The sequence below is a fragment of the Achromobacter sp. JUb104 genome, assembly GCF_024806975.1.
GTDB classification, from domain to species: Bacteria; Pseudomonadota; Gammaproteobacteria; order Burkholderiales; family Burkholderiaceae_B; genus Achromobacter; species Achromobacter spanius.
Genome location: NZ_JANUEY010000005.1, coordinates 102747 through 124473, shown reverse-complemented (window position 1 = coordinate 124473; position 21727 = coordinate 102747). Strand labels below are relative to the sequence as shown.

The following is a 21727-nucleotide window of genomic DNA, read 5'->3' as shown; positions in this document are numbered from 1 at the left end:
GGCATGCCGAAGGGCTTTTACTTTCCTGCCAGGGTGATTACACCGAGAACGAGGAACCGCAGCCGCAGGTGGTGCTGGCGTTGGGGTTGCGGATGACGAACTGGGCGCCTTCCAGGTCTTCCTTGTAGTCGATTTCAGCACCGACCAGGTATTGGAAGCTCATCGGGTCAACCAGCAGTTGAACGCCAGCCTTGTCCAGCACGGTGTCGTCTTCGTTCACAACTTCATCAAACGTGAAGCCGTACTGAAAGCCCGAACAGCCGCCACCTTGGACGAAGACGCGCAGCTTCAGGTCGGGGTTACCTTCTTCCGCCAGCAAATCCTTCACTTTGGCGGCAGCCGAGTCGGTAAATACCAAGGGCACAGGCGGGGCGGCCTGAAGATCGACGGTTTCGGTTACTGCATTCATGGTTCACTCCTGGCCGGATCGGCCATATTTCGGTGAGCGGCAACGGCGCTCGCATAGTGTCACTATAGCGCAGGGCTTGACTAGACTCAAAGTTCGAGTTTGACACTTCGTGTAGCGCGGACGGTTTCGCCTTCCAGGACGCTGACGGTCACGCTTTCGGGGACAAATCCCTCGGGGATCGCCAGGATGCCCTGGCTGCGTTGGTACTGATCAAACTGCAAGGCGAGCAACGCGGCTGAGGTGGACTCGGCGGCGGCCGTGGCCGATACCGGGCCGGTTTCGGCCTTGACCTGCATGGGGGCAAGTTCCACCGTGACGGTTTCGCCCTTGAGCACACCCGTGGCCTGGAACCGCAACGCACCCGCGAACGATGCGCCGCCATTGCGGCCGCTACGCATCAGCAGCACTTTGTAGCGCAAACCACCGCCTTCACGGTCGATCTGCACACCGCGTATATCCACGGACCCTTCCGGTCCGGCGGGCAAGAGCTGCTCGTAGAACGCCAGTTGGTCGCGCACCCGGCCGACCTCGGCCTGGGCGGTGCGTAGCTGGGTTTCAAGCTCTTGGCGTGCCGCGCGCTCGATGACGAGTTCGCCGTCCGCCGTATCCAACTGGCTTTGGGTGTAGCGCAACTGCGCGCCCTGCTGGCGCATGGCTTCGGCCTGCTCTTCAGCCTGTTGCCTGCTGATTACTACCACGTCTTGTGGCCGCGCTTGCCGCTGCGCATAGCCATAGCCGGCGGCGCCACCTACCAACACGCCTATCAGCAGCCCCGCAAGCAGGCGCAGCATCCCGCTCAGGGAGCGGGTTTGCGGGCCGGGGGATGCAGGGTCGACTGACATAAAGCGAGCGGGGCCGGCGACACACGCCGCCAGCCCGTGCCAAGCCTCAAGGCAGAATGGCCACCTGGTCCAGGCCCGTGGACTCGGCAACGCCGAACATCAAGTTCATGTTCTGCACTGCTTGGCCCGCCGCGCCCTTGACCAGGTTGTCCTGGACGACCATGACGATCAATTGGTCACCATTGCCCGGACGGCTGAGCGCAATGCGCAGGTTGTTCGACGCGCGCACCGAACGGGTTTCAGGCAGGCTGCCGGCCGGCATGACGTCAACGAACGGCTCATTCGCGTAGCGCGCCTCAAACAGCGCCTGGAAGTCCGTGTCGCGGGCCTCGGGCAGGATGCGGGCGTAAAGGGTGGAGAACATGCCACGGATCATCGGCACCAAGTGCGGCACGAACGTCAGCCCAACCTTGCCCCCGGCGATCTTCTCCAACTGGGCAACGATTTCCGGATGATGCCGGTGGCCGGACACGCCATAAGCCTTGAAATTGTCGGACGCTTCCGAGAACAGCGAGCCCACTTCCGCCTTGCGGCCCGCACCCGACACGCCGGATTTGCAATCGGCGATCAGCGTTTGCGCATCCACCAACGACTTGCCGCCTTCCAGCAGCGGGGCCAGGCCCAACAGCACCGTGGTCGGGTAGCAACCGGGGTTGCCGATGACGCGCGCCTTGGCGATGGCGTCGCGGTTCAGTTCCACCAGGCCATACTGGGATTCGGCCAGGATGTCGGGGCAGGTGTGGGGAATCTTGTACCAGCGTTCGAACGTGGGGATGTCCTGCAAGCGGAAATCAGCGGCCAGGTCGATGACGCGGGTGCCCGCGGCAATCAGTTCCTGGGCTTGCGCCATGGCGACGCCATGGGGCGTGGCGAAGAACACCACATCGCAGTCCGTCAGCGAGGCTTTTTCCGGCGCGGAAAAGGCCAGGTTCACGCGGCCTCGCAGGTTCGGGTACATATCAGCGACCGGCAAGCCGTCTTCCTTGCGGGACGTGATGGCGGTCAATTCCACATTGGGATGCTGCGACAGCAAGCGCAACAGCTCGACGCCGGTATAACCGGTGCCGCCGACAATACCAACCTTGATACGGGTATTCGATGCTTGGGCCATGATAGGTATGAACTCTTCGTAGGACGAAAACAGATTGTATCGCCCGGAGAATACAGGGTTGCGCCGACGCGGGCATTGCGATGGGCGATCTGGACTCATCCGACCGGGAAAGATGGGGCGGAGTTCCGCGCTGTAGAAGGTAGCAGTGATGCCGTTGCCCCCCCGAACCTACGCGGAGATGGCAGAAAGGATTCTAAGTTCCTCGATGAGGCCGGGCCTGGGCTTGTCCAACACCTTGTCGCGCATATCGAACACGACGGACTTGATCAGGTCGGTCTTGTTCAGCAACGTGCTGGCCTCCAGGCGCCGAAGATCTTCAGTGACCCGCGCGGGCACTTTCATCGATAGACGACGGCGCGCGGCACCGCGCCTTTCCGGAAACGCCTCCAGGGCTCGTTGAAACGTCTGCCTCAGCATTTCGGGCGCTTGGGCATCGTTGGCCGCCTTGTGCATGAAATACGTCAGCAAGACGCGCCGAAAGTCCGTTGAGGCGCGATGGTCGATCGTATGTACGATGTAGTCCAGGATGTCTACATAGATGGCCGGCAGATTGGTTTCAATGGATTCAAGCGCCTGCTTACGCGCTTTGCTGATCGCCGGTGTGGACTGCGCCGGAATGGACACCGTTGCGCCGCATGAGTCGCAGGCGCCAATCAGCAACCCCTTGACCGCGCCCGACCCGTCACTGAACGGAACATCGCGACGGACGAACGTCGTGCTCACCAAGGCGGCGCAGTCGCGACAAAACGCTTGGCTGCGATCCCCTTCCTGAAAAATTCTCATGACGCCCTCAACGGTGAACACTGATGAAGATGGTGGTCGGACTAATGAAGTAAAACTTCACGTACCAGCCGCTGGCCCGGAGAACGTGGCAATCAATCGCAACTCCACCATGCAGAGGACTGCACGAATAGCCGAAGCCGTCGCAGCGACGAAGAATATCGACGAGTTCTCCGGCAGAGACCTCGCCGGTCGCCAGAAGGTTCTTCACGTCGATATGGTTGCGCGCCTCGTGCTGATAAGCGCCGCACAGCAAGGCAGCAATGACCCGCGCCCTGACTGCCTTGAACCCACGCGGCTGAACCATTGCCTGCTCCAGACAATTATACGAACATCATCGTATAAATGAAAACAGGAAAGGAGAGCAAGGCGTAGTGACCGCAAGCGCATCATTACCGCCCAAAAACAAAAAACCCGCCGAAGCGGGTTTTTTGCAGCAACATTAACGCTTGCTGAACTGCTTGCGACGACGTGCCTTGCGGAAGCCGACCTTCTTACGTTCGACTTCACGGGCATCGCGGGTCACAAAGCCAGCTTGCGACAGTGCGGGCTTCAGGGTCGCGTCGTAGTCGATCAGGGCACGCGTGATGCCGTGACGGACTGCGCCAGCCTGGCCGGTTTCACCGCCGCCGTGGACGTTGACTTTGATGTCGAACGATTCCAGGTGGCCGGTCAGTTCCAGCGGTTGGCGCACGATCATGCGACCAGTTTCGCGGGCGAAGAAATCGTCGACGGGCTTGCCGTTGACAACGATCTTACCCGTGCCCTTCTTGATGAAAACGCGAGCCACCGAAGTTTTGCGACGGCCGGTTCCGTAATTCCAGTTACCGATCATGGCGTTTCCTTAGATATCCAGCGTCTTGGGCTGCTGGGCGGTGTGCGGGTGCTCGGCACCAGCATAGACCTTCAGCTTCTTGATCATGGCGTAGCCCAGAGGACCCTTGGGCAGCATGCCCTTGACGGCCTTCTGAATGGCGCGACCGGGAAAACGCTCTTGCATTTTCTCGAAGTTCGTTTCGCGGATACCGCCCGGGTACGTGGTGTGGCGGAAGTACTTCTTGTCCTTCGCCTTGGTACCGGTAACGACGATATCGGAAGCGTTGATGATGACGATGTAATCGCCAGTATCAACGTGCGGCGTGAATTCAGGTTTGTGCTTGCCACGCAGACGACGTGCGACTTCGCTGGCCACACGACCGAGGACTTTGCCCTTGGCGTCGATCACAAACCAGTCACGTTGGACTTCATGCGGCTTGGCCACAAAGGTCTTCATGATGGTTCCTAAGAATAAAAAGTTCTTGCTGGCTAGAACGTCTAGCCAGTGTTCTTTCCCCAACTGGGCAAAACCTTATGAACTGAAACCCAGAATTTTGGTTCGGGTTTTGGCCTTTGGTTTTGCCTTTATCGACGTCCCGCCTAAGCGTTATTACCCGCCCGTGCAATGGTCAAAATGAGGGAAAGCCTGAAATTCTAACACGGCTGCTCAAAGATTGGGCAAGTGAAAAGAACTCAGGCAGTGGCTGGCCGCAAGCAACGTTGCAGCCAGCGCACATGCAAATCCGGGGACAAAACCCCGGAACGCGAGGCGCGGTCAGGCGCCCAGATACGCTTCCAGCACGCGCGGATGGCCCAGCAATTCGCGGCCCGTGCCCGTCAGCGCCATGGCGCCGTTTTCCAGCACATAGCCGGTTTGGGCAATCTTCAGCGCCTGGCGCACGTTCTGCTCCACCAGGAACAGGGTCAGGCCATCGGCATTGATGGCGCGCAGCGAACGGAAAATTTCCTGTACGACGATCGGCGCCAGGCCCATTGACGGCTCGTCCAGCAGCAGCAGGCGCGGCTTGGCCATCAAGGCACGGCCGATGGCCAGCATCTGCTGTTCGCCGCCCGACAGGTTGCCGGCGATACCCGTGATCCGTTCCTTCAGGCGCGGAAACAGGTTGAACACGTATTCCAGGTCGGGACCCACATTCTTCAGGCCCCGGCGGTAGGCGCCCAGTTCCAGGTTTTCCTGCACCGTCATGGTGGTCAGGATGGCCCGGCCTTCCGGCACCTGCACGATGCCGCGCGCCACCAGTTGATGGGGCGCCAGGTTGGTGATGTCTTCGCCTTCGAACAGGACGCGGCCGCGCGCCTTGGGCAACAGGCCCGACAGCGCCAGCAGCGTGGTCGACTTGCCGGCGCCATTGGCGCCGACCAGGGCGGTGATCTCGTTGGCGTTCAGGTCCAGATCGATGCCGCGGACGGCTTCGATATGGCCGTAGTTGACCTCGAGCCCGCGGACTTCAAGCATCGCGCTCATTGTGCAACCTCCGCGCAACGCGCTACGGTATTCGTCTTGGAAGCGGCCCAGCGACTCATTTGGCGGCCTCCACTTGTTCGGTGTCTTCGTCGTCTTCGCGGCCCAGATAGGCCTCGATGACTTGCTCGTTGTTGCGGATTTCGTCGGGGCCGCCGCAAGCGATGATCTTGCCGAAGTTCAGCACCGCGATGCGTTCGCACAAGCCCATGACAAAGCGCATGTCGTGCTCGATCATCAGGATGGTGTAGCCGCGATCGCGAATGGCGAGGATCTCGCGCATGAGTTCGGCGCGTTCGTTGGTGTTCATGCCCGCAACCGGCTCGTCCAGCAACAGCAGCTTGGGCTCGGTGGCCAGCGCGCGCGCCAGCTCCAGGCGGCGCTGTTCGCCGTAGGACAGGTTGTCGGCCAGATCATTGGCCTTGTGATCCAGGCGCATCCACGTCAGCAGCTCATGCGCGCGTTCGCGGGCGCGCTTTTCGTGCTCGCGGTAACCCGGCAGGCCCAGCAGCAGGCTGGGGAAGCCGTAATTCATGTGCCGGTAGGCGCCCACCACCACGTTTTCCAGCAGCGTCATCTCTTTGAAGAGACGAATGTTCTGGAACGTACGGGCAATGCCCATGCGCGTGATGCTGTGCGGCTTCTTGGCCAGAACGCTTTGGCCCTGGAACGTGATGGAACCGCCGCTGGGCGGCAACAGGCCGGTGATCAGGTTGAACACCGTGGTCTTGCCGGCGCCGTTGGGGCCGATCAAGCCGAAGATGGAGCCTTCGGGCACCGACAGGCTGACGTCATGCAGCACATGCAGGCCGCCGAAGCTCTTGGAGACGGAGGAAAGCTCAAGCATGGCGCTTGCCTCCCTGGCCACCCTGGCCGTGACGCATCCAGCGCTTGAAGCGCGCCGGATCCCAGATGCCTTGCGGCAGGAACAACACAATCACCACCAGAATCACTCCGTTGGCGACCAGGCGCAGATCCGCAAAACCGCGCAGCAATTCCGGCAGCACGGTAATGATGAAGCTGCCCAGCACGGGACCGGCCAAGCCGCCGATGCCGCCCAGGATGGCCATGGTCAGGATTTCGACACCACGGTCAAAGCCGTATTCATTGGGGCCGATGAAGAAGGTCAGGTGCGCGTTCAAGGCGCCGGCCAGGCCCGCGATCATCGCGCCCGCCACGAACGCCAGCATCTTGTTGGCGCGCACGTCGATGCCCATCAGGCCAGCCGCCGTTTCGTCGCCACGGATGGCGTCGAACGAGCGTCCGATCTTGGAAGCGCGAACGCGCCACAGCACGAACAGAACGATGACCACCGCCAACACCACATGCCACCACTGCGTCAGCTGCGGAATGCCGTTCAGGCCCAGCGCGCCGCCGGTGATGGAATCGGTGTTCAGGATGGTGACGCGCACCACTTCGCCGAAGCCCAGCGTGGCCATGGCCAGATAGACCCCTGACAATCGCAAGGTCGGCAAGCCGATCAACGCCGCCACCAACGCGGGCGCGGCCATGCCCCCGGCAAGCGCAACCGTGAACGGGGCGTCGTAGTTCATGGTGAGCAGCGCGGCGGTATACGCCCCGATGCCCATAAAGGCGGCGTTGGCCATGGCCAGCATGCCGCAGGCCAGGGTCAGCCAGATGGAGAGGGCCAGCAACGCGTTGGTGCCCAGCGTGAGCACCAGGTTGCCGTAGATGGCCCAGAAGTTTTCGAATCCGCTCATTCTTTAAGCCTTGCGTTGAACCACTTTGCCGAACAGACCTTGCGGGCGCACCAGCAGGATCAGGAACAGCAGGCCGAAAGCCACCGCGTCGCGCATGGTGGAGCCGATATAGGCCACCGACAGCACCTCGGCGAATCCCAGGAACAGACCGCCCAGCATGGCGCCGCGTATGTCGCCCATGCCGCCCAGGATGATGACCGCGATGCCCTTGTGCAGCATCGGCTGGCCCATCAGCGGAAACAGCGCGTTCGAGTACAGGCCGATCAGCACGCCGGCCACGCCACCCAGGGCGGCCGCCGCGAACGAGGTCGTGACGAACAGCTTTTCGACGTTGATGCCCAGCAGCCAGGCGGCCTTGGGCGATTCGGCAATGGCGCGCAGCGCGCGGCCGAACTGCGTGCGGCGCATGACGTACATCAGCACGGCCATCAGCGCGAACGACAGGAAGATGATGCCCAGTTCGATGACGGTCAGGTGCAGGCCCGCGACTTCGATCACTTCTTCGGGCACGGTGCCGTGCGGAAAGCGCAGGTTGCTGGCGCCGAAGATGCCTTGGGCGCCGTTATTCAGGATGATGCCTACGCCGATGGTGGCGATCATGGGGATCAAGTGCGGCGCGTTGCGCTTGCGCAGCGGCTTGAGCACCAGGTAGTCGATGATGACCCCGGTGAAGCCTGCCACGAAGAACGCGGCCATCAGCGCCGCCCACAGGGGCAGGCCGAATTGCTGGACCACGAACAGTGCCGCGTAGGCGCCAACCATGAAGACGGCGCCGTGCGCCAGGTTGATCACCCCGAGCACGCCGAAGATCAGCGTGAAGCCCAGCGCGAACAGTGCATACACACAGCCCAGCGACAAGGCATTGACGAATTGTTGTTCGAACATGATGGGACTTTCCAGATCTATGAGGGCCCCATGCAGCGCCCACTGCATGGCCTGACGCCGCCCGCGAAGACGGCATTGCTTTTATTGGGACGGCCCTGCGATAAAAAGCGCCTTGCGGGCTGCCTGACGGCGGTCCGCAAGGCGCATCCCCCCGCGCGGGGATGCGTAGCGCTTACTTTTCGATGACGTACTTGCCGTCCTTGGTCACGCTGACGATCGGCGACTGGTCGGCATCATAGCCGGCGGGCTTGCCGGCGCGGTCCTTGGCTTGGCGGAACTTGAACGGGCCGGTGGCGCCGGTCCAGGTCACGGCGGGCAAGGCGTCGCGCAGGGCCGCGCGGTCCTTGGCCAGTTCACCCGTGATCTTGGTGTTCTTCAGGGCCTGGGCCACGATGTACAGGGCGTCATACGACTGCGCCGCGAACTGGTCGGGCGAACCGTTGAACTTGGCCTTGTAGGCGTCGATGAACTTGACGTTCTCGGGGGCCTTGTTCTCGATGGACCACGGGCTGCCGATCCACAGATTGTTCGATGCGCCGCCAGGGGCCAAGTCGAAAATCTTGACCGAGTTCATGCCGTTGCCGCCGATGACGGGCACGTTCAGGCCCAATTGGCGAGCCTGCACCATGATGGGCGCGCCTTCGGCCAGCAGTGCGGACAGCACGATGGCGTCGGGGTTGGTGCCCTTGATCTTGGTCAGCTGGGCCTTGAAGTCCACGTCGCCCTTGGCGAACGTTTCGGTGGTGGTGACCGGAATCTTCTGGTCTTCCAGGGCCTTCTTGAAGTTGTCGTAGCCGCTCTTGGTGAAGACGTCGTCATTGCCGTAAAGCACGGCCACGTTCTTCAGGCCGGTCTTTGCCTTGACGGTGGAAATCGTGGCCGGCAGCACGTCGGCTTCGGTAACCGAGTTGCGGAACACGTAGTTGCCGATGGACGTAATGCCGTCAGCGGTGTTGGACGTGCCGAAGGCAACCGTCTTGGCCGCTTGGGCGACCGGGTCGGCGGCCTGGGCCGAGTTCGACAGCGTCGGGCCGAAGACCATCAGGACGTTGTCTTTGAAGATCAGTTTCTTGAAGACGTTGATGGCTTCTTCTTTCTTGCCTTGTTCGTCTTCAACCACCAGCACCAGCTTGTTGCCGTTGATGCCGCCCGCGGCGTTGATTTCGTCAGCGGCAAGCTGGAAACCGTTGCGGATCGACACGCCGTACTGAGCGGCGCCGCCGGACAGGGCTTCCGCCACACCCAGCTTGATGTCAGCCGCGTGCGCAGCCGGGACGATACCGGCGGCGATCAGCGCGGCCAGCAGCTTCTTGGTCTTGGATTGCATGGTTGATACCACCTTAAAGTCTGTCTCGGAATATTGGTAATCCGGGCTGGTGTAATCCCGCCGGATTGACGTCATATGCCGCCTAAAGGCGCCATGGTTGCGCGTCAAGACCCGCGATATTACTCCTTTGTATCAGGCCGAAACTCGAATGTGGTTCGAGAAAAGCCCGAAAACCGCCCATTTTTTTGTAAAAAATGCGGTATTGCTAGCAAAAACCCTACTTTGCACCGAATGCCATTCGGCCGTCGGCGCCCTCCCTGCTACCTGCCGGAAAGCGCCACGGCCACATACTGGCCGTAGGCGTTTTCCGTCAAACGGAACCAGGGCATTTCGCTGTCGCGAAAGCCCATGTAACTGTCGTGTATTGCCTTGAACCGCGCGTCTTTGGCGGACAAATCCTGGTAGACCTGCTGGGTGGCTTCAAACGCCATGTCCATGATGGAGCGCGGAAATGCGCGCACTTGCGCGCCGCTTGCCGACAATTGCGCGACGGCCGCCGGGTTGCGCGCGTCGTAGCGCGCGGTCAGTGAACCATGCGCGGCCAGCGCGGCGGCCTGCACTACGGACTGGTAATGCTTGGGCAGCTTGTTCCAGGCTTCGTCATTGATATAGAGCGACAACTGTTCACCGGGAACCGACCAGCCGGGTCCGTAGTAATACTTAGCTACTTTATTCAGCCCCAGCTTGGCATCGTCATAAGCGCCTGCCCCCGCGATGGCCTGCAAGCCTTCTTTCTCGAACGCTTCCGCCAGCGGAACCTGGCTTGTGGGTTGCGGCGCCGCACCCAGGCGCGCCAGCACGTTGGCGGCAAGCCCGGCGACCTGGATCTTCAGGTCTTTCAGGTCGGCCTGACGCTTGATTTCCTTTGCGTACCAGCCGTCCATCTGCGCGCCGGTATTGCCCAGCGGGAAGTTGATGATCTTTTCGGGCTTGAAGAGTTCGCGCGTCAGGCGCAGGCCGTCGCCTTCGCTCATCCAGGCGTTCATCTGACGCGCGCTCAATCCAAATGGCACGGCGGCGTCAAAACAAAATGCCGGGCTCTTTGCGTAAAAGGCGCGAGAAGAACCGTGCCCGCATTCCACCTTGTTGGTGGAGACGGCCTCGAGCAGGTCGGCAGCCGGCACGATCTCGCCTTCGGGAAAGTGGCGGATATTGAATTTTCCGCCCGTGGATTCCGACACGAATTTGCAGAATTGCTCGCCGGCGCCAATGCGCAAGTCCAGCGCAGCGGGAAAGGCGGACGCCAAGCGCCAACTTAACGACGGCATGTCTTGCGCGAACGCGGGCGCGCTGACCGCGGCGCCCGTCGCAACGGCGCCAAGCCCTGCGTGCTTCAAGAATGAACGTCGTTGCATCGCAATGCTCCTGACCAACAGCTTCTAGGGACTTCGAGCAATACCCGCCGGATATTACACGTTGGGCGGGGGTGGGTGAGTAGAGGAATTCCCGGGCTGTTGGTGGTGGGTTTGGGTGGGATGGTGGTGATGGGTTCGCGCGGAGGGGGTGGTGATGGGTTTGCGCGGGAGGTTGCTGATGGGTTTGCGCGGTGGCGGGTTGTGTTTTGGTTTAGGGGGTGCCGCGCTACACCCATCCTACGTTTGTAGGATGGGTGTAGCGCGAGACGGTCGCCAAAAGGACGAAACCGGGCAACGCGCAAACCCATCATGCCTGTCGCACCGCGATCAATCAGGTTCCCGCAATCGCCATTTGCTCGATCAAAATCGAACCTGTGGTCTTCGTGCCGCGCGAAATGGTGTCCGCGCCCACTGCCACGATCTGCTGGAACATGTCGGCCAGATTGCCGGCGATGGTGATTTCCTGGACGGCGTGCTGGATCTTGCCGTTTTCCACCCAGTAGCCGAACGCGCCGCGCGAGTAGTCGCCCGTGACGTAGTTGACGCCCTGCCCTATCAGTTCGGTGACCAGAAAGCCCGTGCCCATTTTCTTGAGCATGGCTTCGAAATCGTCACCGCGCTTGGTCTGCGTGGAGCTGAACACCAGGTTGTGCGAGCCGCCGGCGTTGCCGGTGGTGGCCATGCCCAGCTTGCGCGCCGTGTAGCTGGACAGGAAATAGCCTTCAAGCACGCCGGCCGACACGACGTTGCGGCGGCGGGTTCGCACGCCTTCATCGTCGAAGGGCGAACTGCCCATGGCGCCCGGGATGTGCGGATCTTCGGTCAAGTTGATGTGCTTGGGGAAGATGGGCTTGCCCAGCGCGTCAAGCAGGAAGCTGGCCTTGCGGTACAGCGCCCCGCCATTGACGGCTTGGGTCAGCGCGCCCACCAGGCCCAGCGCCAGCGGAGCCTCGAACAGCACCGGAAACTTGCCGGTGCGGATGCGGCGGGCCGACAGGCGCGACAAGGTGCGTTCGGCGGCATAGCGGCCGATGGCCTCGGGCGACGCCAGCTTGGCGGGATCGCGTTCGGACGTGTACCAGTAGTCGCGCTGCATGCCGTTGCCGCGGCCTGCGATGGGGGCCACGGACAGGCTGTGGCGCGAATAGGGGTAGCCGCCCAGGAAGCCGCGGCTGTTGCCCATCACGAACTGGCCTTCGTAGGTGCCCACGGTGGCGCCGTCGGTGTTGGTGATGCGCGGATCGACATCGCGCGCGGCGCGTTCGGCGCGCAACGCCAGTTCAGCGGCTTCCTCGGTGGAAACCGTCCAGGCGTGGTGCAGGTCCAGATTGGGGAATTCAGTGGCCAACTGATCGGCGTCGGGCAAGCCGGCGGCCGGATCGGCGGCGGTGTGGCGGGCGATGTGCCAGGCGGCCTCGACCGTCTGGCGCAGGGCGGCTTCGGAAAAGTCGGAGGTCGAGGCGGAGCCGCGGCTCTGGCCGGCGTAGACCGTCAGGTCCAGCGAGCGGTCGCGCGTCTGCTCAACGGTCTCGATGTCGTTCTTGCGGACCGAGACCGACAGTCCCAGGCTTTCCGAGACTTCCGCCGCCGCGTCCGAGGCGCCGATCTGGCGCGCGTAGGCGAGGGTTTGTTCGACGAGTTCGGAAAAACGCGCGTGATTCGCCGCCAGCGGCAGGGATGAGGAGGATTTAACCATTGCTGTCCAATTTGCAGAGACGGTTATCATAGCCAAGTCTGTCATTGCGCAGTTTTCCATGAATTCCCATACTGAAGAAGAATCCGTCGACGACGGTTACGACGAGAACGGCTACGACCGTCCCAGCAAGTCCCAGGTCAAGCGTGAAATGCACGCCCTGCTGGACCTGGGCAAGCAGCTGATCGAACTGTCCCCCGACCGCCTCAAGCAATTGCCGCTGGCCGAACGCCTCTATGAGGCGATCCGCACAGCGCAGCGCACGACCGGGCGCGAAGGCCGACGCCGCCAAGTCCACTTTGTGGGCAAGCTGATGCGCGACGCGCCCGCTGACGAAATCCGCGCCCAGCTTGATGTCTGGGAGAACGGCTCGCGCGAGGAAACCGCCGCCATGCACCGCCTGGAGGGGCTGCGCGACCGCCTGCTGGACGACGATGACGCGTTGACCGCGCTGCTGGCGAAAAACCCGCAAGCCGATGCGCAGCAATTGCGCACGCTGATCCGCGCCGCGCGCAAGGAAAAGCTGGGTAACGCCTCGCTGCTGCAAGGCCAGGAACCGCAAAAGAAGCACTATCGCGCGTTGTTCCAGGCCTTGAAGACCCTGACGCTCTGATTTCCCCTTTTTGAAATTTCCCCGCGGCCGCCATGAACGCTCCTACCGACCTGCTCGATTGCATCGAGATCGAAACCGCCCCCAACCCCACGCACGCCGTCATCTGGCTGCACGGCTTGGGCGCCGATGGCAACGACTTCGCCCCCATCGTGCCGGAACTCGACTTGCCCGCGGGCCTGGGGGTGCGCTTTGTGTTTCCGAACGCACCGGTCCAGCGCGTGACGATCAACAACGGCATGGCGATGCGTTCCTGGTACGACATCCTGGTCATGGACCTGGTGCGCGTGGAAGACGCCAAGGGCATCCGCGCGTCGGAAGCGGCCGTGCACAAGCTGATCGCCCGGGAGAATGCGCGGGGTATTCCGACGTCGAACATCGTGCTGGCGGGCTTCTCGCAAGGCAGCGCCATGACCTTGCATACGGGGTTGCGGCTGCCGGAGAAGCTGGCGGGGATGATGGCGCTGTCGGGGTATCTGCCGCTGGTGGACACGGCCGAAGCGGAACGCAACGCCGCCAATAACGCCACGCCTATCTTCATGGCACATGGGCAGTACGACCCGGTCGTGTCCCTGGCGCGCGCCGAGGCGTCGCTGACGGAATTGAAACGCTTGGGTTACGACGTGCGCTGGCACACGTATCCGATGCCGCATTCGGTTTGCGCCGAAGAAGTGCGGGACATTTCAGCGTTTTTGAATGCCGTGTTGGGGTGATGATGGGGGCGACTGTCGCGGGGATGTGATGGGTTGCGCGCGGTGGGCGGTGGGGATCTGCTGCGCTTGAATTCGCGCTTCACCCATCCTACGGGGTGTGACTGTCTCAAGGGGTGTGATGGGTTGCGCGCGATTGGCGGTGGGGATCTGCTGCGCATGATTTCGCGCTTCACCCATCCTACGGGGCGTGACTGTCGTTCGTAGGATGGGTGTGGCGCGGGCAGGTCGTCACGCGCGTACTGCACGTCAGCGCGCAAACCCATCACCCCGCCAAAACCCCATTCTGTATACCAACCAGTATCCAAGCCCTAAATTCTCCTGGGCTGAACGGCGCTCGTCCATAGAGAAAAACGCCAATCCCAAAACGCTTGTCGCCCCCTTGTATTGAATATAGTATTCGATCCATGCCTTATCGGCCCGGGCAGCAAGTGTTCGGGCTTCCCTGTTGTTGTTGTCGATTCCACCCCATTGGCCATGTTGCGCCGGGTTTCGGCGTGCCATACAAGACGCAGGAGAAAGTCCCGTGAAATCCTTGCCATTGCCTCGCCTGGCGGGCGCGGCGCTGCTCGCGCTGATCGCCCCGCTGTTTGCCCCCTTGGCCGCTCAGGCCGAAGCCTTGAATCCCCCCGTGAAGGTGCGCTACGAAGAGGTCGTGCGATCCATCCTGTACGTGCCGAAATACGTGGCCCTGTCGCAAGGCTATTTCAAGGATGCCGGGTTGGACGTGTCCATGAAAACCTCGCAGGGTACCGACAAGGGCATGACCGCGCTCTTGTCCGGCAGCGCCGACATCGTGCTGATCGGACCCGAGGCGTCCATTTACGTGCAGAACAGCGAATCGCCGGTCAAGCCGAAGATCTTCGCAGGCCTGACCGCCACCGACGGCTTCTTCCTGCTGGCGCGCAAGCCGATCGAAAAGTTTGACTGGTCCATGCTCAAGGGCAAGGAAATCATCGGCTTTCGGCCCGGTTCCAACCCCATCGTGTTTCTGGAAACCGCCTTGCGCAAGCATGGCGTGGACCCGCAGAAAGACGTGAAGCTGCTGAACAACATCGGCATTCCGGCCCGTGCCGGCGCATGGATGGCAGGGCAAGGCGAATACGGCATCTTCCTGGAGCCCGAAGCCGGCGAACTGGTCCGCAACGGCAAGGGCTATATCGTGGCCTCGGTGGGCCATGAGGTCGGCCAGGTGGACTACACCGTCTTTACCGCCACCGACAAATACATTCGCGACAACCCCAAGGTCATCCAGGCCTGGACCAATGTGGTCGCGCGCGCCGAGAAATACGTGAAGGACACGCCGGCCGCCACGCTGGCGCCGCAGATCATGACGTTCTTCCCGGGCATGGACCAGGGCGCGGTGACCGAAGCCATCGAGCGCTACAAGCAATACCAGATCTGGAAGACGACGCCGCTGGTTACGGCCGAGGCCATGAATCGCCTTCAGGACATGCTGATTGCCAGCGCCGTGATGAAGGACTCCGCCCGCGTGAAATACGAAGACGTGGTGGTGGCTGACTTTGCCAACAAGGTGCAGTGATGGGAGCCGCCGTCCACAACCTGAAGCCCGCCACCGCCACGGCGAAGATCGAACTGCGCGACGTGTGCCTGTCGTACTTCACGGCCGAAGGCGAAACCGAGGCGCTGTCGAACGTGTCGTTCTCGCTGGCGCCGGGCGAATTCGTCAGCCTGATCGGCCAAAGCGGCTGCGGCAAAAGCACCCTGCTGTCGCTGATTGCCGGACTGATCCCACCGACATCCGGCGCGGTGATGATCGACGGCCAAGGCGTAACCAAGCCGAACCCGCGCATTGGCTACATGCTGCAGCAAGACTACCTGTTTGAATGGCGCACCATTCTGGACAACGTGATGCTGGGCGCAGAGATCCAGGGCCGACGCGATGCGCGCAGCGAAGCGCGCGCCGTGCATCTGCTGGAAAAGTGCGGGTTGGGCGCGTTCCTGTCGCACACGCCGCGCCAGTTATCGGGCGGCATGCGCCAGCGCGCCGCGCTGGCGCGCACGCTGGTGACCGAGCCAGACGTGATCCTGCTGGACGAACCCTTTTCGGCACTGGACTCGCAGACGCGCCTAGCCATCTCGGACGAAGTCGTGGACATCTTGCGGCGCGAAGGCAAGACCGTGGTGCTGGTCACGCACGATATCGGCGAAGCCATTGCCATGACCGACCGCGTCATCGTGTTGTCGCGCCGGCCCGGTCGGCTGAAAAGCCAGTACCGCATCCACTATGGCGACGGCGCGCGGCCCACGCCCTTCCAGGCGCGATCGCGGCCCGAGTTCAACGTTTACTTCAAACAGCTATGGGACGAGTTGGACGTCCATGTGGAGGGTTGACCCATGAATGCTCCCATCGCCAATACCGTGCCGCTGCGTGCCGTGCCCGCGCCCAGCGCCAAGTACCTGGACTATCTGCGGCGCGACCGCGCCAAGAAGCGCAACATCCGCCTGACCCAGGCCATGCTGCTGGTCGTGTTCCTGTGCGCGTGGGAAATCCTGCCGCGCATGCACATCCTGAACCCGCTGCTGACCAGCTACCCCAGCGCGCTATGGCCCACCTTTCTGGACCTGTGGACCAACGGCCAACTGGCCAAGCACATCATGACCACGCTGTCGGCCACGCTGGTCGGCTTTACCTTGAGCATGGTGATCGGCATCGTGGTGGCCGCGGCGCTGTGGTGGTCCGACTTTCTGTACAAGGTGCTGGACCCCTTCCTGGTGGTGGCCAACGCCATGCCCAAGATCGCGTTCGTGCCGATCTTCTACCTGTGGCTGGGGTCTGACTACGCCGTGTACGGCATGGCGGTCGCCATCGCCGTGTTCGTCACCATCATGGTGGTGTACGCGGGCTTTCGCGGCATCGACCTGAACAAGGTGAAGCTTGCCCACACCTTCGGCGCCAGCCGCTGGCAGGTGCTGACCAAGGTGGTGCTGCCCGGCAGCGTACCGACCCTGATCGCCGCCGTGAAGATGAACATCGGCCTGGCGCTGGTGGGTGTCATCGTGGGCGAATTCCAGTCAGCGGATTCCGGCCTGGGCTTTCTCATCATGAACGGCAGCCAGGTGTTCAAGCTGAACATCGTCATGACCGCCATCACCATGCTGGCGCTGATTTCCAGCGTGATGTACATGATCATCTACCGCATCGAAGCCGCCGTGGCGCGGCGCTACGGATAAGGAACCGTCATGGAATTTCCGCAATGGGTACAAGATCGCGTCGTGGCCCGCCAAGGCTGCCTGCATCCGTATGACGAACTGCCCGCCGGCCGTACCGCGGTGGTCGTGATCGACATGCAGCAGTATTTCACCCTGCCCGGCTATCAGGGCGAATGCGCGCCGGCCCGCGAGATCATCTCCCCCGTCAACCGCCTGTGCGACGCGGTGCGCGCGGCGGGCGGCACGGTGGTGTGGGTGCAGACGGCGTCCGACAATGCCGACGCTTTCTGGTCGCACCATCACGGCGTGATGCTGACGCCCGAGCGCAGCAAGCGCCGGCTGGAAACACTGCGCCGCGATTCGCCGGGCTTTCAACTGCACCCCGACCTGCATGCGGCCGATACCGACCTGCGCGTGGTCAAGCGCTTCTACAGCGCCATGGCGCCGGGTTCGTCTGAACTGGAACCGCTGTTGCGCGGCTTGGGCGTGGACACGCTGCTGATCGCCGGCACTGTCACCAACGTGTGCTGCGAGTCCACCGCGCGCGACGCCATGATGCGCGACTTCCGCACGATCATGGTGGACGATGCGCTAGCGGCCGTGACGCCGGCCGAGCACGAGCATTCGCTGCAAGGCTGGATGCTGTTCTTTGGCGACGTGCTGTCAGTAGACGAAGTGACGGCGCGGCTGACGCTCGCGCAGGCCGCGCGCAAGACCGCCTGACAGCGAGCGCCGGCCCGTCACGGGGCCGGCCGCGCGCCTTGGCCGTCATAGCCTCAGGTCAGGTTCAGCCAGACGCGACGCATGGTCGGGTCTTCCGGATCCGCGTCGTTGGTGAAGCCCAGGCTCGTCATCAGCGCCAGCATGGGCCGGTTGGTCGACAGCACCAGGCCATCGATATATTCCAGCCCCTGCTCGCGCGCGGCGTCGATCAGCGCCGTCATCAATTGACGGCCCAGGCCACGCCGCTGCCAGTCGTCGCCGATCACCAGCGCGTACTCCGCGCCGCGCCCGTCCGGGTTGCGCAGATAGTGGGCAAAGCCCACGATCACCTCGCGCGGATGCCCCCGGTTGGCCGGGTTGGGCACCTGCGTGGCCGCCACCAGCGCCAGCTCGCGGTGATAGTCCACCTGCGTGTAGCGTGACACCATGCGCGGCGTCAGTTCGCGCATCATCGACACAAACCGCATGTAGCGTGACCGCTCCGACAAGCCGCGAATGAATTCCTGCAGCGCGCTCCCGTCTTCCGGACGAATCGGGCGCAGCACCCACGGAATGCCGTCGTTGAAGCGGCGCACATGCACCAGCCGCGCCGGGTACGGGTGGATCGCCATGTGCGGATAGCCCGAGGTCTGCGGTGTTTCGCAGCCGGGCGTCTCGGTCAGCGTCATGCGCAGCCCGCCCGCGCGCAAATGCGTTTCACCGGCGTAGAGCGGGTCGATATCCAGCGATGCGATGTCGGGCAGTTCCGACACCAGCTCAGACACCAGCACCACCGCCTGCTGCAAGGCTTCCGCCGCCATGTGGCCGACGCGCGGCGCCAACACGCGGCGCCACAGCCGGCTGCGTTCAATCAGTTGGCGGGCCAGAAAGCCGTTGAGCGGCGGCAGGTCCATGCCACGGTCGGACACGGACAGCACCGCGTCGGGGCCGCCCGCGCCAAAGCGGATGACCGGGCCGAACTGGGGGTCGCGCCACACCTGGATGGCCATCGGCCGGGATTCGGGTTCCGCCGACGCCACGTCGATCGGCATGTCGCGCAGCGGCACATAGAAGAGGCCCAGCAGCGTGCGGATTTCAGAGGTGTTCAGCTCGCGCCGGCAATCGGCCCGCACGCGCGCGATGAGCTCGCGCGCGGCGGCCAGGTCGGGCACGTGGCTGGGAGGTTCCTGCGGTTGCGTCTGCAACAGCAGTTGCTGGTTGTAGTGGTGCGAGGCCAGCACTCCAAACGCATCGGCGGCCGATTCCGGGGTGCGGAAGGCGGGTGTGCCCGCGTCGTCCAGCATGCGCCGCAAGGGCCGCATGCCGGCGTCGCCCATGAAGCAACTGACGACCGGCTTCTTGGCCGTGGGTGCGATTTGCGCCAGCTCGCGGGCAACGGCCGGCATATCCGCCAGCGCGTCGGGCGCCAGCAGCACCAGCACACCGTCCACGCCCACGTCATCCAGCACCGTTTCCAGAATGGCGCGTATGCGCTCGGGCGTCAGCGGCGTGTAGGTAATGACCGGGTTCTGACAGGCCGCGTCCGGCTCCAGCATGGCCTCCAGCGCGCGGCGGGTGGCGGGGGCAAGGTCGGCGCGCAGCACGGCGGCGTCGGGGCCGATCAGGTCCATCGCCAACTGGGGAGGCCCGTTGCCGTTGGAGATGAGCGCCACGCGCCGGCCCTTGGGGCGGCGCGTATAGCCCAGCACTTTCACGGCCGAGAACAGTTGCACGAAGTAGCGCACGCGCACGGCGCCCGCGCGGCGCAAGGCGGCGTCGAAAATGGCGTCGCCGCTGTCGGCGTCGGATCGCCCCGCCTTGAGCACGATGACCGGCTTCACGCTGGCCGCCGCGCGCAAGGCGCTCATGAATTCGCGGGCGGGCCCCACGTCTTCCAGGTACAGCACGATGCTGTCGGTGCGGGGGTCGCTGGCCAGATAATCCAGCACCTTCGACAGCCCCACCACCGCCTCGTCGCCCAGCGACACCGCCGTGGAAAAACCGATGTGCACGTCTTCGGCCCAGTCCATGACCGCGGCCATGATGGAACGCGACTGCGCCACCAGCGCCACGCGCCCGGCGCGCGCCAGCACCGGGTGCTGGCTGAAGTTCAGGCCTGCGTGCGGCCGCTGCGCGCCAAAGGAACGCGGGCCCAGCAGTTCGCAACGATTTTCTTCCGCCCACGCCCGGCACAACGCCCATGTGCCGCGCGGATACGGGTCCGGCAATGGATGCGGCAACAGGATCACGGACCGGGGCGCCAACGCCGACAGCCGGCGCAGCGTTTCAGGCAGCACGGCCGGCGACACGCAAACCAGGGCCAGATCGGGACGCGCCCCCGCCGCCAGGCCTTCCAGCGCAACGGGCAGTTCCGGCGCGGCGCCCGGCTCGCAATCCACCACCGTGGTTTTCGCCTTGAGCGCGGGCGACAGCGAGCCCGCCGCCGGCAAGGGCCGGTCGGCAACGATCACCAGCGAACTGGGTTCGAACATCGGGGCAAGCGCGTGTCGCAACATAGGGAGGGTCGCCCTAATCTAAAATACCGTTCATCGTAACAAGACAAGCCCGCCGTCCGCTTGATGTGGACCGTGTCCGACGCCGCTTTGTGGTGCCGCAGCCGCTATCATTGCCCCCTATGACTTCCAACGCCACTTCCCCCATCCGTACCCGCTTCGCGCCTTCGCCCACGGGCTTTTTGCACTTGGGCGGCGCGCGCACCGCGCTGTTCTCCTGGGCGTTCGCACGCCATCACCAAGGCACGTTCGTGCTGCGCATTGAAGACACGGACGTCGAGCGCTCCACGCCGGAAGCCGTGCAGGCCATTCTGGACAGCATGGAATGGCTGGGCATGCAGCCCGACGAAGGCCCCTTCTACCAAATGCAGCGCATGGACCGCTACCGCGAGGTGGTGGCGCAGATGCTGGCCGCCGGCACCGCTTACCATTGCTATAGCTCGCCCGAGGAAGTGGAAGCCATGCGGGAAGCCGCCCGCGCGCGTGGCGACAAGCCGCGCTATGACGGCACGTGGCGCCCGGAACCGGGCAAGACGCTGCCCGCCGTTCCCGAAGGCCGCAAGCCGGTGGTGCGCTTCAAGAATCCCCAGGAAGGCGCCACGTCATGGAACGACATGGTCAAGGGCACGATCAGCTTCGACAACACCGAACTGGACGACCTGATCATCGCGCGCCCCGACGGTACGCCCACCTACAACTTCTGCGTGGTGGTCGACGACTGGGACATGGGCATCACCCACGTGCTGCGCGGCGATGACCACGTCAACAACACGCCGCGCCAGATCAACATCCTGCGCGCGCTGGGCGCGACGTTGCCCGAATACGGCCACGTGCCCATGATCCTGGGCCCGGATGGCGAAAAGCTGTCCAAGCGCCACGGCGCGGTCAACGTCATGGAGTACGACAACGAGGGCTATCTGCCCGAGGCCATGATCAACTACCTGGCCCGCCTGGGCTGGAGCCACGGCGACGACGAGCTTTTCTCGCGCGAACAATTGGTGTCGTGGTTCGACACCAAGCATTTGTCGAAGTCCGCGTCGCAATGGGATCCGAAGAAGCTGAACTGGGTCAACGCCCACTACATCAAGCAGATGGACAACGCGGAACTGGCCGAGCGCGTGGCCCCGCGCGTGGCGAACCGTGGCGGCCATCCGGAAAAGATTGATCTGCCGGGCGTGATGGGCTTGCTGAAAGACCGCGCGGAAACGCTGGAGCAACTGGCCGACGGCGCCATGTTGTTCTGCGCGCCGTTCACGCCCGCCGCGCCGGAACTGGTCGAACAACACCTGACGCCTGCCGCGCGCGAGGCGCTGGCCGACTTCGCGCAGCGCGCCAAGGATACGGACTGGACCCGTGAAGCGTTGTCGGCCCTGATCAAGGCGGTGCTGGCTGATCGTGGCTTGAAAATGCCACAACTGGCGATTCCGCTGCGCGTGGCGGTGACGGGTCAGACCCAGACGCCGGCGGTTGATGCGGTGCTGGCGTTGTTGGGTAAGGAAACGGTGCTGGGACGGTTGGGGGGGATTTAAGGCTGGGGGCCGATCACGGACTCTTGGGGGTGCGGGTCTTCTGAATCCCAAGGGTTACGCGCGGTCT

At 63.3% G+C, this 21727-nt stretch carries 22 protein-coding genes; 7 read left to right on the top strand and 15 right to left on the bottom strand.

The annotated features are described in order from the left end of the window. Nucleotides 1-37: 37 nt before the first annotated feature. The 14 genes from erpA to pmbA form a co-directional block, all read right to left on the bottom strand. Nucleotides 38-409, bottom strand: coding sequence for an iron-sulfur cluster insertion protein ErpA (erpA, locus tag M2361_RS27930; protein WP_006217313.1), 372 nt, complete (start codon nucleotides 407-409; stop codon nucleotides 38-40). Nucleotides 410-495: 86 nt separating this feature from the next. Next, complete coding sequence (locus M2361_RS27925; protein WP_404976463.1) at nucleotides 496-1251, bottom strand: DUF6776 family protein; 756 nt, start codon at nucleotides 1249-1251, stop codon at nucleotides 496-498. 46 nt (nucleotides 1252-1297) lie between these two features. Beyond that, complete coding sequence (gene argC / locus M2361_RS27920; RefSeq protein WP_100853194.1) at nucleotides 1298-2362, bottom strand: N-acetyl-gamma-glutamyl-phosphate reductase; 1065 nt, start codon at nucleotides 2360-2362, stop codon at nucleotides 1298-1300. A 168-nt stretch (nucleotides 2363-2530) separates the two neighbouring features. Beyond that, a complete protein-coding gene (locus M2361_RS27915) occupies nucleotides 2531-3145 on the bottom strand; it encodes a hypothetical protein (protein ID WP_259252994.1) in 615 nt (204 codons plus the stop codon). Between the two features lie 7 nt (nucleotides 3146-3152). Continuing rightward, complete coding sequence (locus M2361_RS27910) at nucleotides 3153-3449, bottom strand: hypothetical protein (RefSeq protein ID WP_259252993.1); 297 nt, start codon at nucleotides 3447-3449, stop codon at nucleotides 3153-3155. A gap of 135 nt (nucleotides 3450-3584) precedes the next feature. Continuing rightward, nucleotides 3585-3977 (bottom strand): 30S ribosomal protein S9, encoded by a 393-nt coding sequence (gene rpsI, locus M2361_RS27905; protein WP_006217310.1) that lies wholly within the window; start codon nucleotides 3975-3977, stop codon nucleotides 3585-3587. A 9-nt stretch (nucleotides 3978-3986) separates the two neighbouring features. Continuing rightward, the gene (rplM, locus tag M2361_RS27900; RefSeq protein ID WP_006217309.1) at nucleotides 3987-4415 is read right to left on the bottom strand and encodes a 50S ribosomal protein L13; all 429 of its coding nucleotides are present in this window, start codon (nucleotides 4413-4415) and stop codon (nucleotides 3987-3989) included. 318 nt (nucleotides 4416-4733) lie between these two features. Continuing rightward, a complete protein-coding gene (locus M2361_RS27895; RefSeq protein WP_259252992.1) occupies nucleotides 4734-5444 on the bottom strand; it encodes an ABC transporter ATP-binding protein in 711 nt (236 codons plus the stop codon). Between the two features lie 55 nt (nucleotides 5445-5499). After that, nucleotides 5500-6288, bottom strand: a complete 789-nt coding sequence (locus M2361_RS27890) for an ABC transporter ATP-binding protein (protein ID WP_259252991.1) — start codon at nucleotides 6286-6288, stop codon at nucleotides 5500-5502. Continuing rightward, nucleotides 6281-7162 carry a branched-chain amino acid ABC transporter permease gene (locus M2361_RS27885; RefSeq protein ID WP_100853197.1) on the bottom strand — a complete coding sequence of 294 codons (882 nt, stop codon included), beginning with the start codon at nucleotides 7160-7162 and terminating at the stop codon, nucleotides 6281-6283. The genes M2361_RS27890 and M2361_RS27885 overlap by 8 nt, the downstream gene beginning before the upstream one ends. A 3-nt stretch (nucleotides 7163-7165) precedes the next feature. Then, complete coding sequence (locus tag M2361_RS27880) at nucleotides 7166-8047, bottom strand: branched-chain amino acid ABC transporter permease (protein WP_259252990.1); 882 nt, start codon at nucleotides 8045-8047, stop codon at nucleotides 7166-7168. 172 nt (nucleotides 8048-8219) lie between these two features. Further along, complete coding sequence (locus M2361_RS27875; RefSeq protein ID WP_050447128.1) at nucleotides 8220-9374, bottom strand: ABC transporter substrate-binding protein; 1155 nt, start codon at nucleotides 9372-9374, stop codon at nucleotides 8220-8222. 260 nt (nucleotides 9375-9634) lie between these two features. After that, a complete protein-coding gene (locus M2361_RS27870; protein ID WP_259252989.1) occupies nucleotides 9635-10729 on the bottom strand; it encodes a TRAP transporter substrate-binding protein in 1095 nt (364 codons plus the stop codon). Between the two features lie 331 nt (nucleotides 10730-11060). Next, complete coding sequence (pmbA, locus tag M2361_RS27865) at nucleotides 11061-12425, bottom strand: metalloprotease PmbA (protein WP_259252988.1); 1365 nt, start codon at nucleotides 12423-12425, stop codon at nucleotides 11061-11063. Nucleotides 12426-12483: 58 nt separating this feature from the next. Here pmbA and yjgA point away from each other — a divergent pair, with 58 nt between their 5' ends. From yjgA to M2361_RS27835, 6 genes are all read left to right on the top strand, one after another. Beyond that, nucleotides 12484-13035, top strand: coding sequence for a ribosome biogenesis factor YjgA (gene yjgA / locus M2361_RS27860; RefSeq protein ID WP_259252987.1), 552 nt, complete (start codon nucleotides 12484-12486; stop codon nucleotides 13033-13035). 32 nt (nucleotides 13036-13067) lie between these two features. Then, entirely contained in the window at nucleotides 13068-13745 is a 678-nt protein-coding gene (locus tag M2361_RS27855) for an alpha/beta hydrolase (protein WP_259252986.1), read from the top strand. 523 nt (nucleotides 13746-14268) lie between these two features. Then, nucleotides 14269-15285 carry an ABC transporter substrate-binding protein gene (locus M2361_RS27850; RefSeq protein ID WP_404976462.1) on the top strand — a complete coding sequence of 339 codons (1017 nt, stop codon included), beginning with the start codon at nucleotides 14269-14271 and terminating at the stop codon, nucleotides 15283-15285. Then, entirely contained in the window at nucleotides 15285-16097 is an 813-nt protein-coding gene (locus M2361_RS27845; protein ID WP_050447122.1) for an ABC transporter ATP-binding protein, read from the top strand. The genes M2361_RS27850 and M2361_RS27845 overlap by 1 nt, the downstream gene beginning before the upstream one ends. Before the next feature lie 3 nt (nucleotides 16098-16100). Beyond that, the gene (locus M2361_RS27840) at nucleotides 16101-16937 is read left to right on the top strand and encodes an ABC transporter permease (protein WP_259252985.1); all 837 of its coding nucleotides are present in this window, start codon (nucleotides 16101-16103) and stop codon (nucleotides 16935-16937) included. A gap of 9 nt (nucleotides 16938-16946) precedes the next feature. Next, nucleotides 16947-17639 carry a cysteine hydrolase family protein gene (locus M2361_RS27835; RefSeq protein WP_259252984.1) on the top strand — a complete coding sequence of 231 codons (693 nt, stop codon included), beginning with the start codon at nucleotides 16947-16949 and terminating at the stop codon, nucleotides 17637-17639. Nucleotides 17640-17692: 53 nt separating this feature from the next. On the opposite strand, the gene M2361_RS27830 is transcribed toward M2361_RS27835, so the two are convergent. Continuing rightward, nucleotides 17693-20134: a GNAT family N-acetyltransferase gene (locus tag M2361_RS27830; RefSeq protein WP_259252983.1), complete on the bottom strand. Its 2442-nt coding sequence runs from the start codon at nucleotides 20132-20134 to the stop codon at nucleotides 17693-17695. 119 nt (nucleotides 20135-20253) lie between these two features. Between M2361_RS27830 and gltX the strand changes: the two genes are divergently transcribed. Then, a complete protein-coding gene (gene gltX / locus M2361_RS27825; RefSeq protein ID WP_259252982.1) occupies nucleotides 20254-21660 on the top strand; it encodes a glutamate--tRNA ligase in 1407 nt (468 codons plus the stop codon). The last annotated feature ends 67 nt before the right edge of the window (nucleotides 21661-21727 follow it).

Coding starts and splice junctions, on each gene's coding strand:
- M2361_RS27915 (WP_259252994.1), bottom strand. CDS start 3,145: ATGAGAATTTTTCAGGAAGGGGATCGCAGCCAAGCGTTTTGTCGCGAC.
- M2361_RS27890 (WP_259252991.1), bottom strand. CDS start 6,288: ATGCTTGAGCTTTCCTCCGTCTCCAAGAGCTTCGGCGGCCTGCATGTG.
- M2361_RS27910 (WP_259252993.1), bottom strand. CDS start 3,449: ATGGTTCAGCCGCGTGGGTTCAAGGCAGTCAGGGCGCGGGTCATTGCT.
- M2361_RS27855 (WP_259252986.1), top strand. CDS start 13,068: ATGAACGCTCCTACCGACCTGCTCGATTGCATCGAGATCGAAACCGCC.
- erpA (WP_006217313.1), bottom strand. CDS start 409: ATGAATGCAGTAACCGAAACCGTCGATCTTCAGGCCGCCCCGCCTGTG.
- M2361_RS27925 (WP_404976463.1), bottom strand. CDS start 1,251: ATGTCAGTCGACCCTGCATCCCCCGGCCCGCAAACCCGCTCCCTGAGC.
- argC (WP_100853194.1), bottom strand. CDS start 2,362: ATGGCCCAAGCATCGAATACCCGTATCAAGGTTGGTATTGTCGGCGGC.
- rplM (WP_006217309.1), bottom strand. CDS start 4,415: ATGAAGACCTTTGTGGCCAAGCCGCATGAAGTCCAACGTGACTGGTTT.
- M2361_RS27845 (WP_050447122.1), top strand. CDS start 15,285: ATGGGAGCCGCCGTCCACAACCTGAAGCCCGCCACCGCCACGGCGAAG.
- rpsI (WP_006217310.1), bottom strand. CDS start 3,977: ATGATCGGTAACTGGAATTACGGAACCGGCCGTCGCAAAACTTCGGTG.
- pmbA (WP_259252988.1), bottom strand. CDS start 12,425: ATGGTTAAATCCTCCTCATCCCTGCCGCTGGCGGCGAATCACGCGCGT.
- yjgA (WP_259252987.1), top strand. CDS start 12,484: ATGAATTCCCATACTGAAGAAGAATCCGTCGACGACGGTTACGACGAG.
- M2361_RS27895 (WP_259252992.1), bottom strand. CDS start 5,444: ATGAGCGCGATGCTTGAAGTCCGCGGGCTCGAGGTCAACTACGGCCAT.
- M2361_RS27840 (WP_259252985.1), top strand. CDS start 16,101: ATGAATGCTCCCATCGCCAATACCGTGCCGCTGCGTGCCGTGCCCGCG.
- M2361_RS27835 (WP_259252984.1), top strand. CDS start 16,947: ATGGAATTTCCGCAATGGGTACAAGATCGCGTCGTGGCCCGCCAAGGC.
- M2361_RS27830 (WP_259252983.1), bottom strand. CDS start 20,134: ATGTTGCGACACGCGCTTGCCCCGATGTTCGAACCCAGTTCGCTGGTG.
- M2361_RS27880 (WP_259252990.1), bottom strand. CDS start 8,047: ATGTTCGAACAACAATTCGTCAATGCCTTGTCGCTGGGCTGTGTGTAT.
- M2361_RS27870 (WP_259252989.1), bottom strand. CDS start 10,729: ATGCAACGACGTTCATTCTTGAAGCACGCAGGGCTTGGCGCCGTTGCG.
- M2361_RS27875 (WP_050447128.1), bottom strand. CDS start 9,374: ATGCAATCCAAGACCAAGAAGCTGCTGGCCGCGCTGATCGCCGCCGGT.
- gltX (WP_259252982.1), top strand. CDS start 20,254: ATGACTTCCAACGCCACTTCCCCCATCCGTACCCGCTTCGCGCCTTCG.
- M2361_RS27885 (WP_100853197.1), bottom strand. CDS start 7,162: ATGAGCGGATTCGAAAACTTCTGGGCCATCTACGGCAACCTGGTGCTC.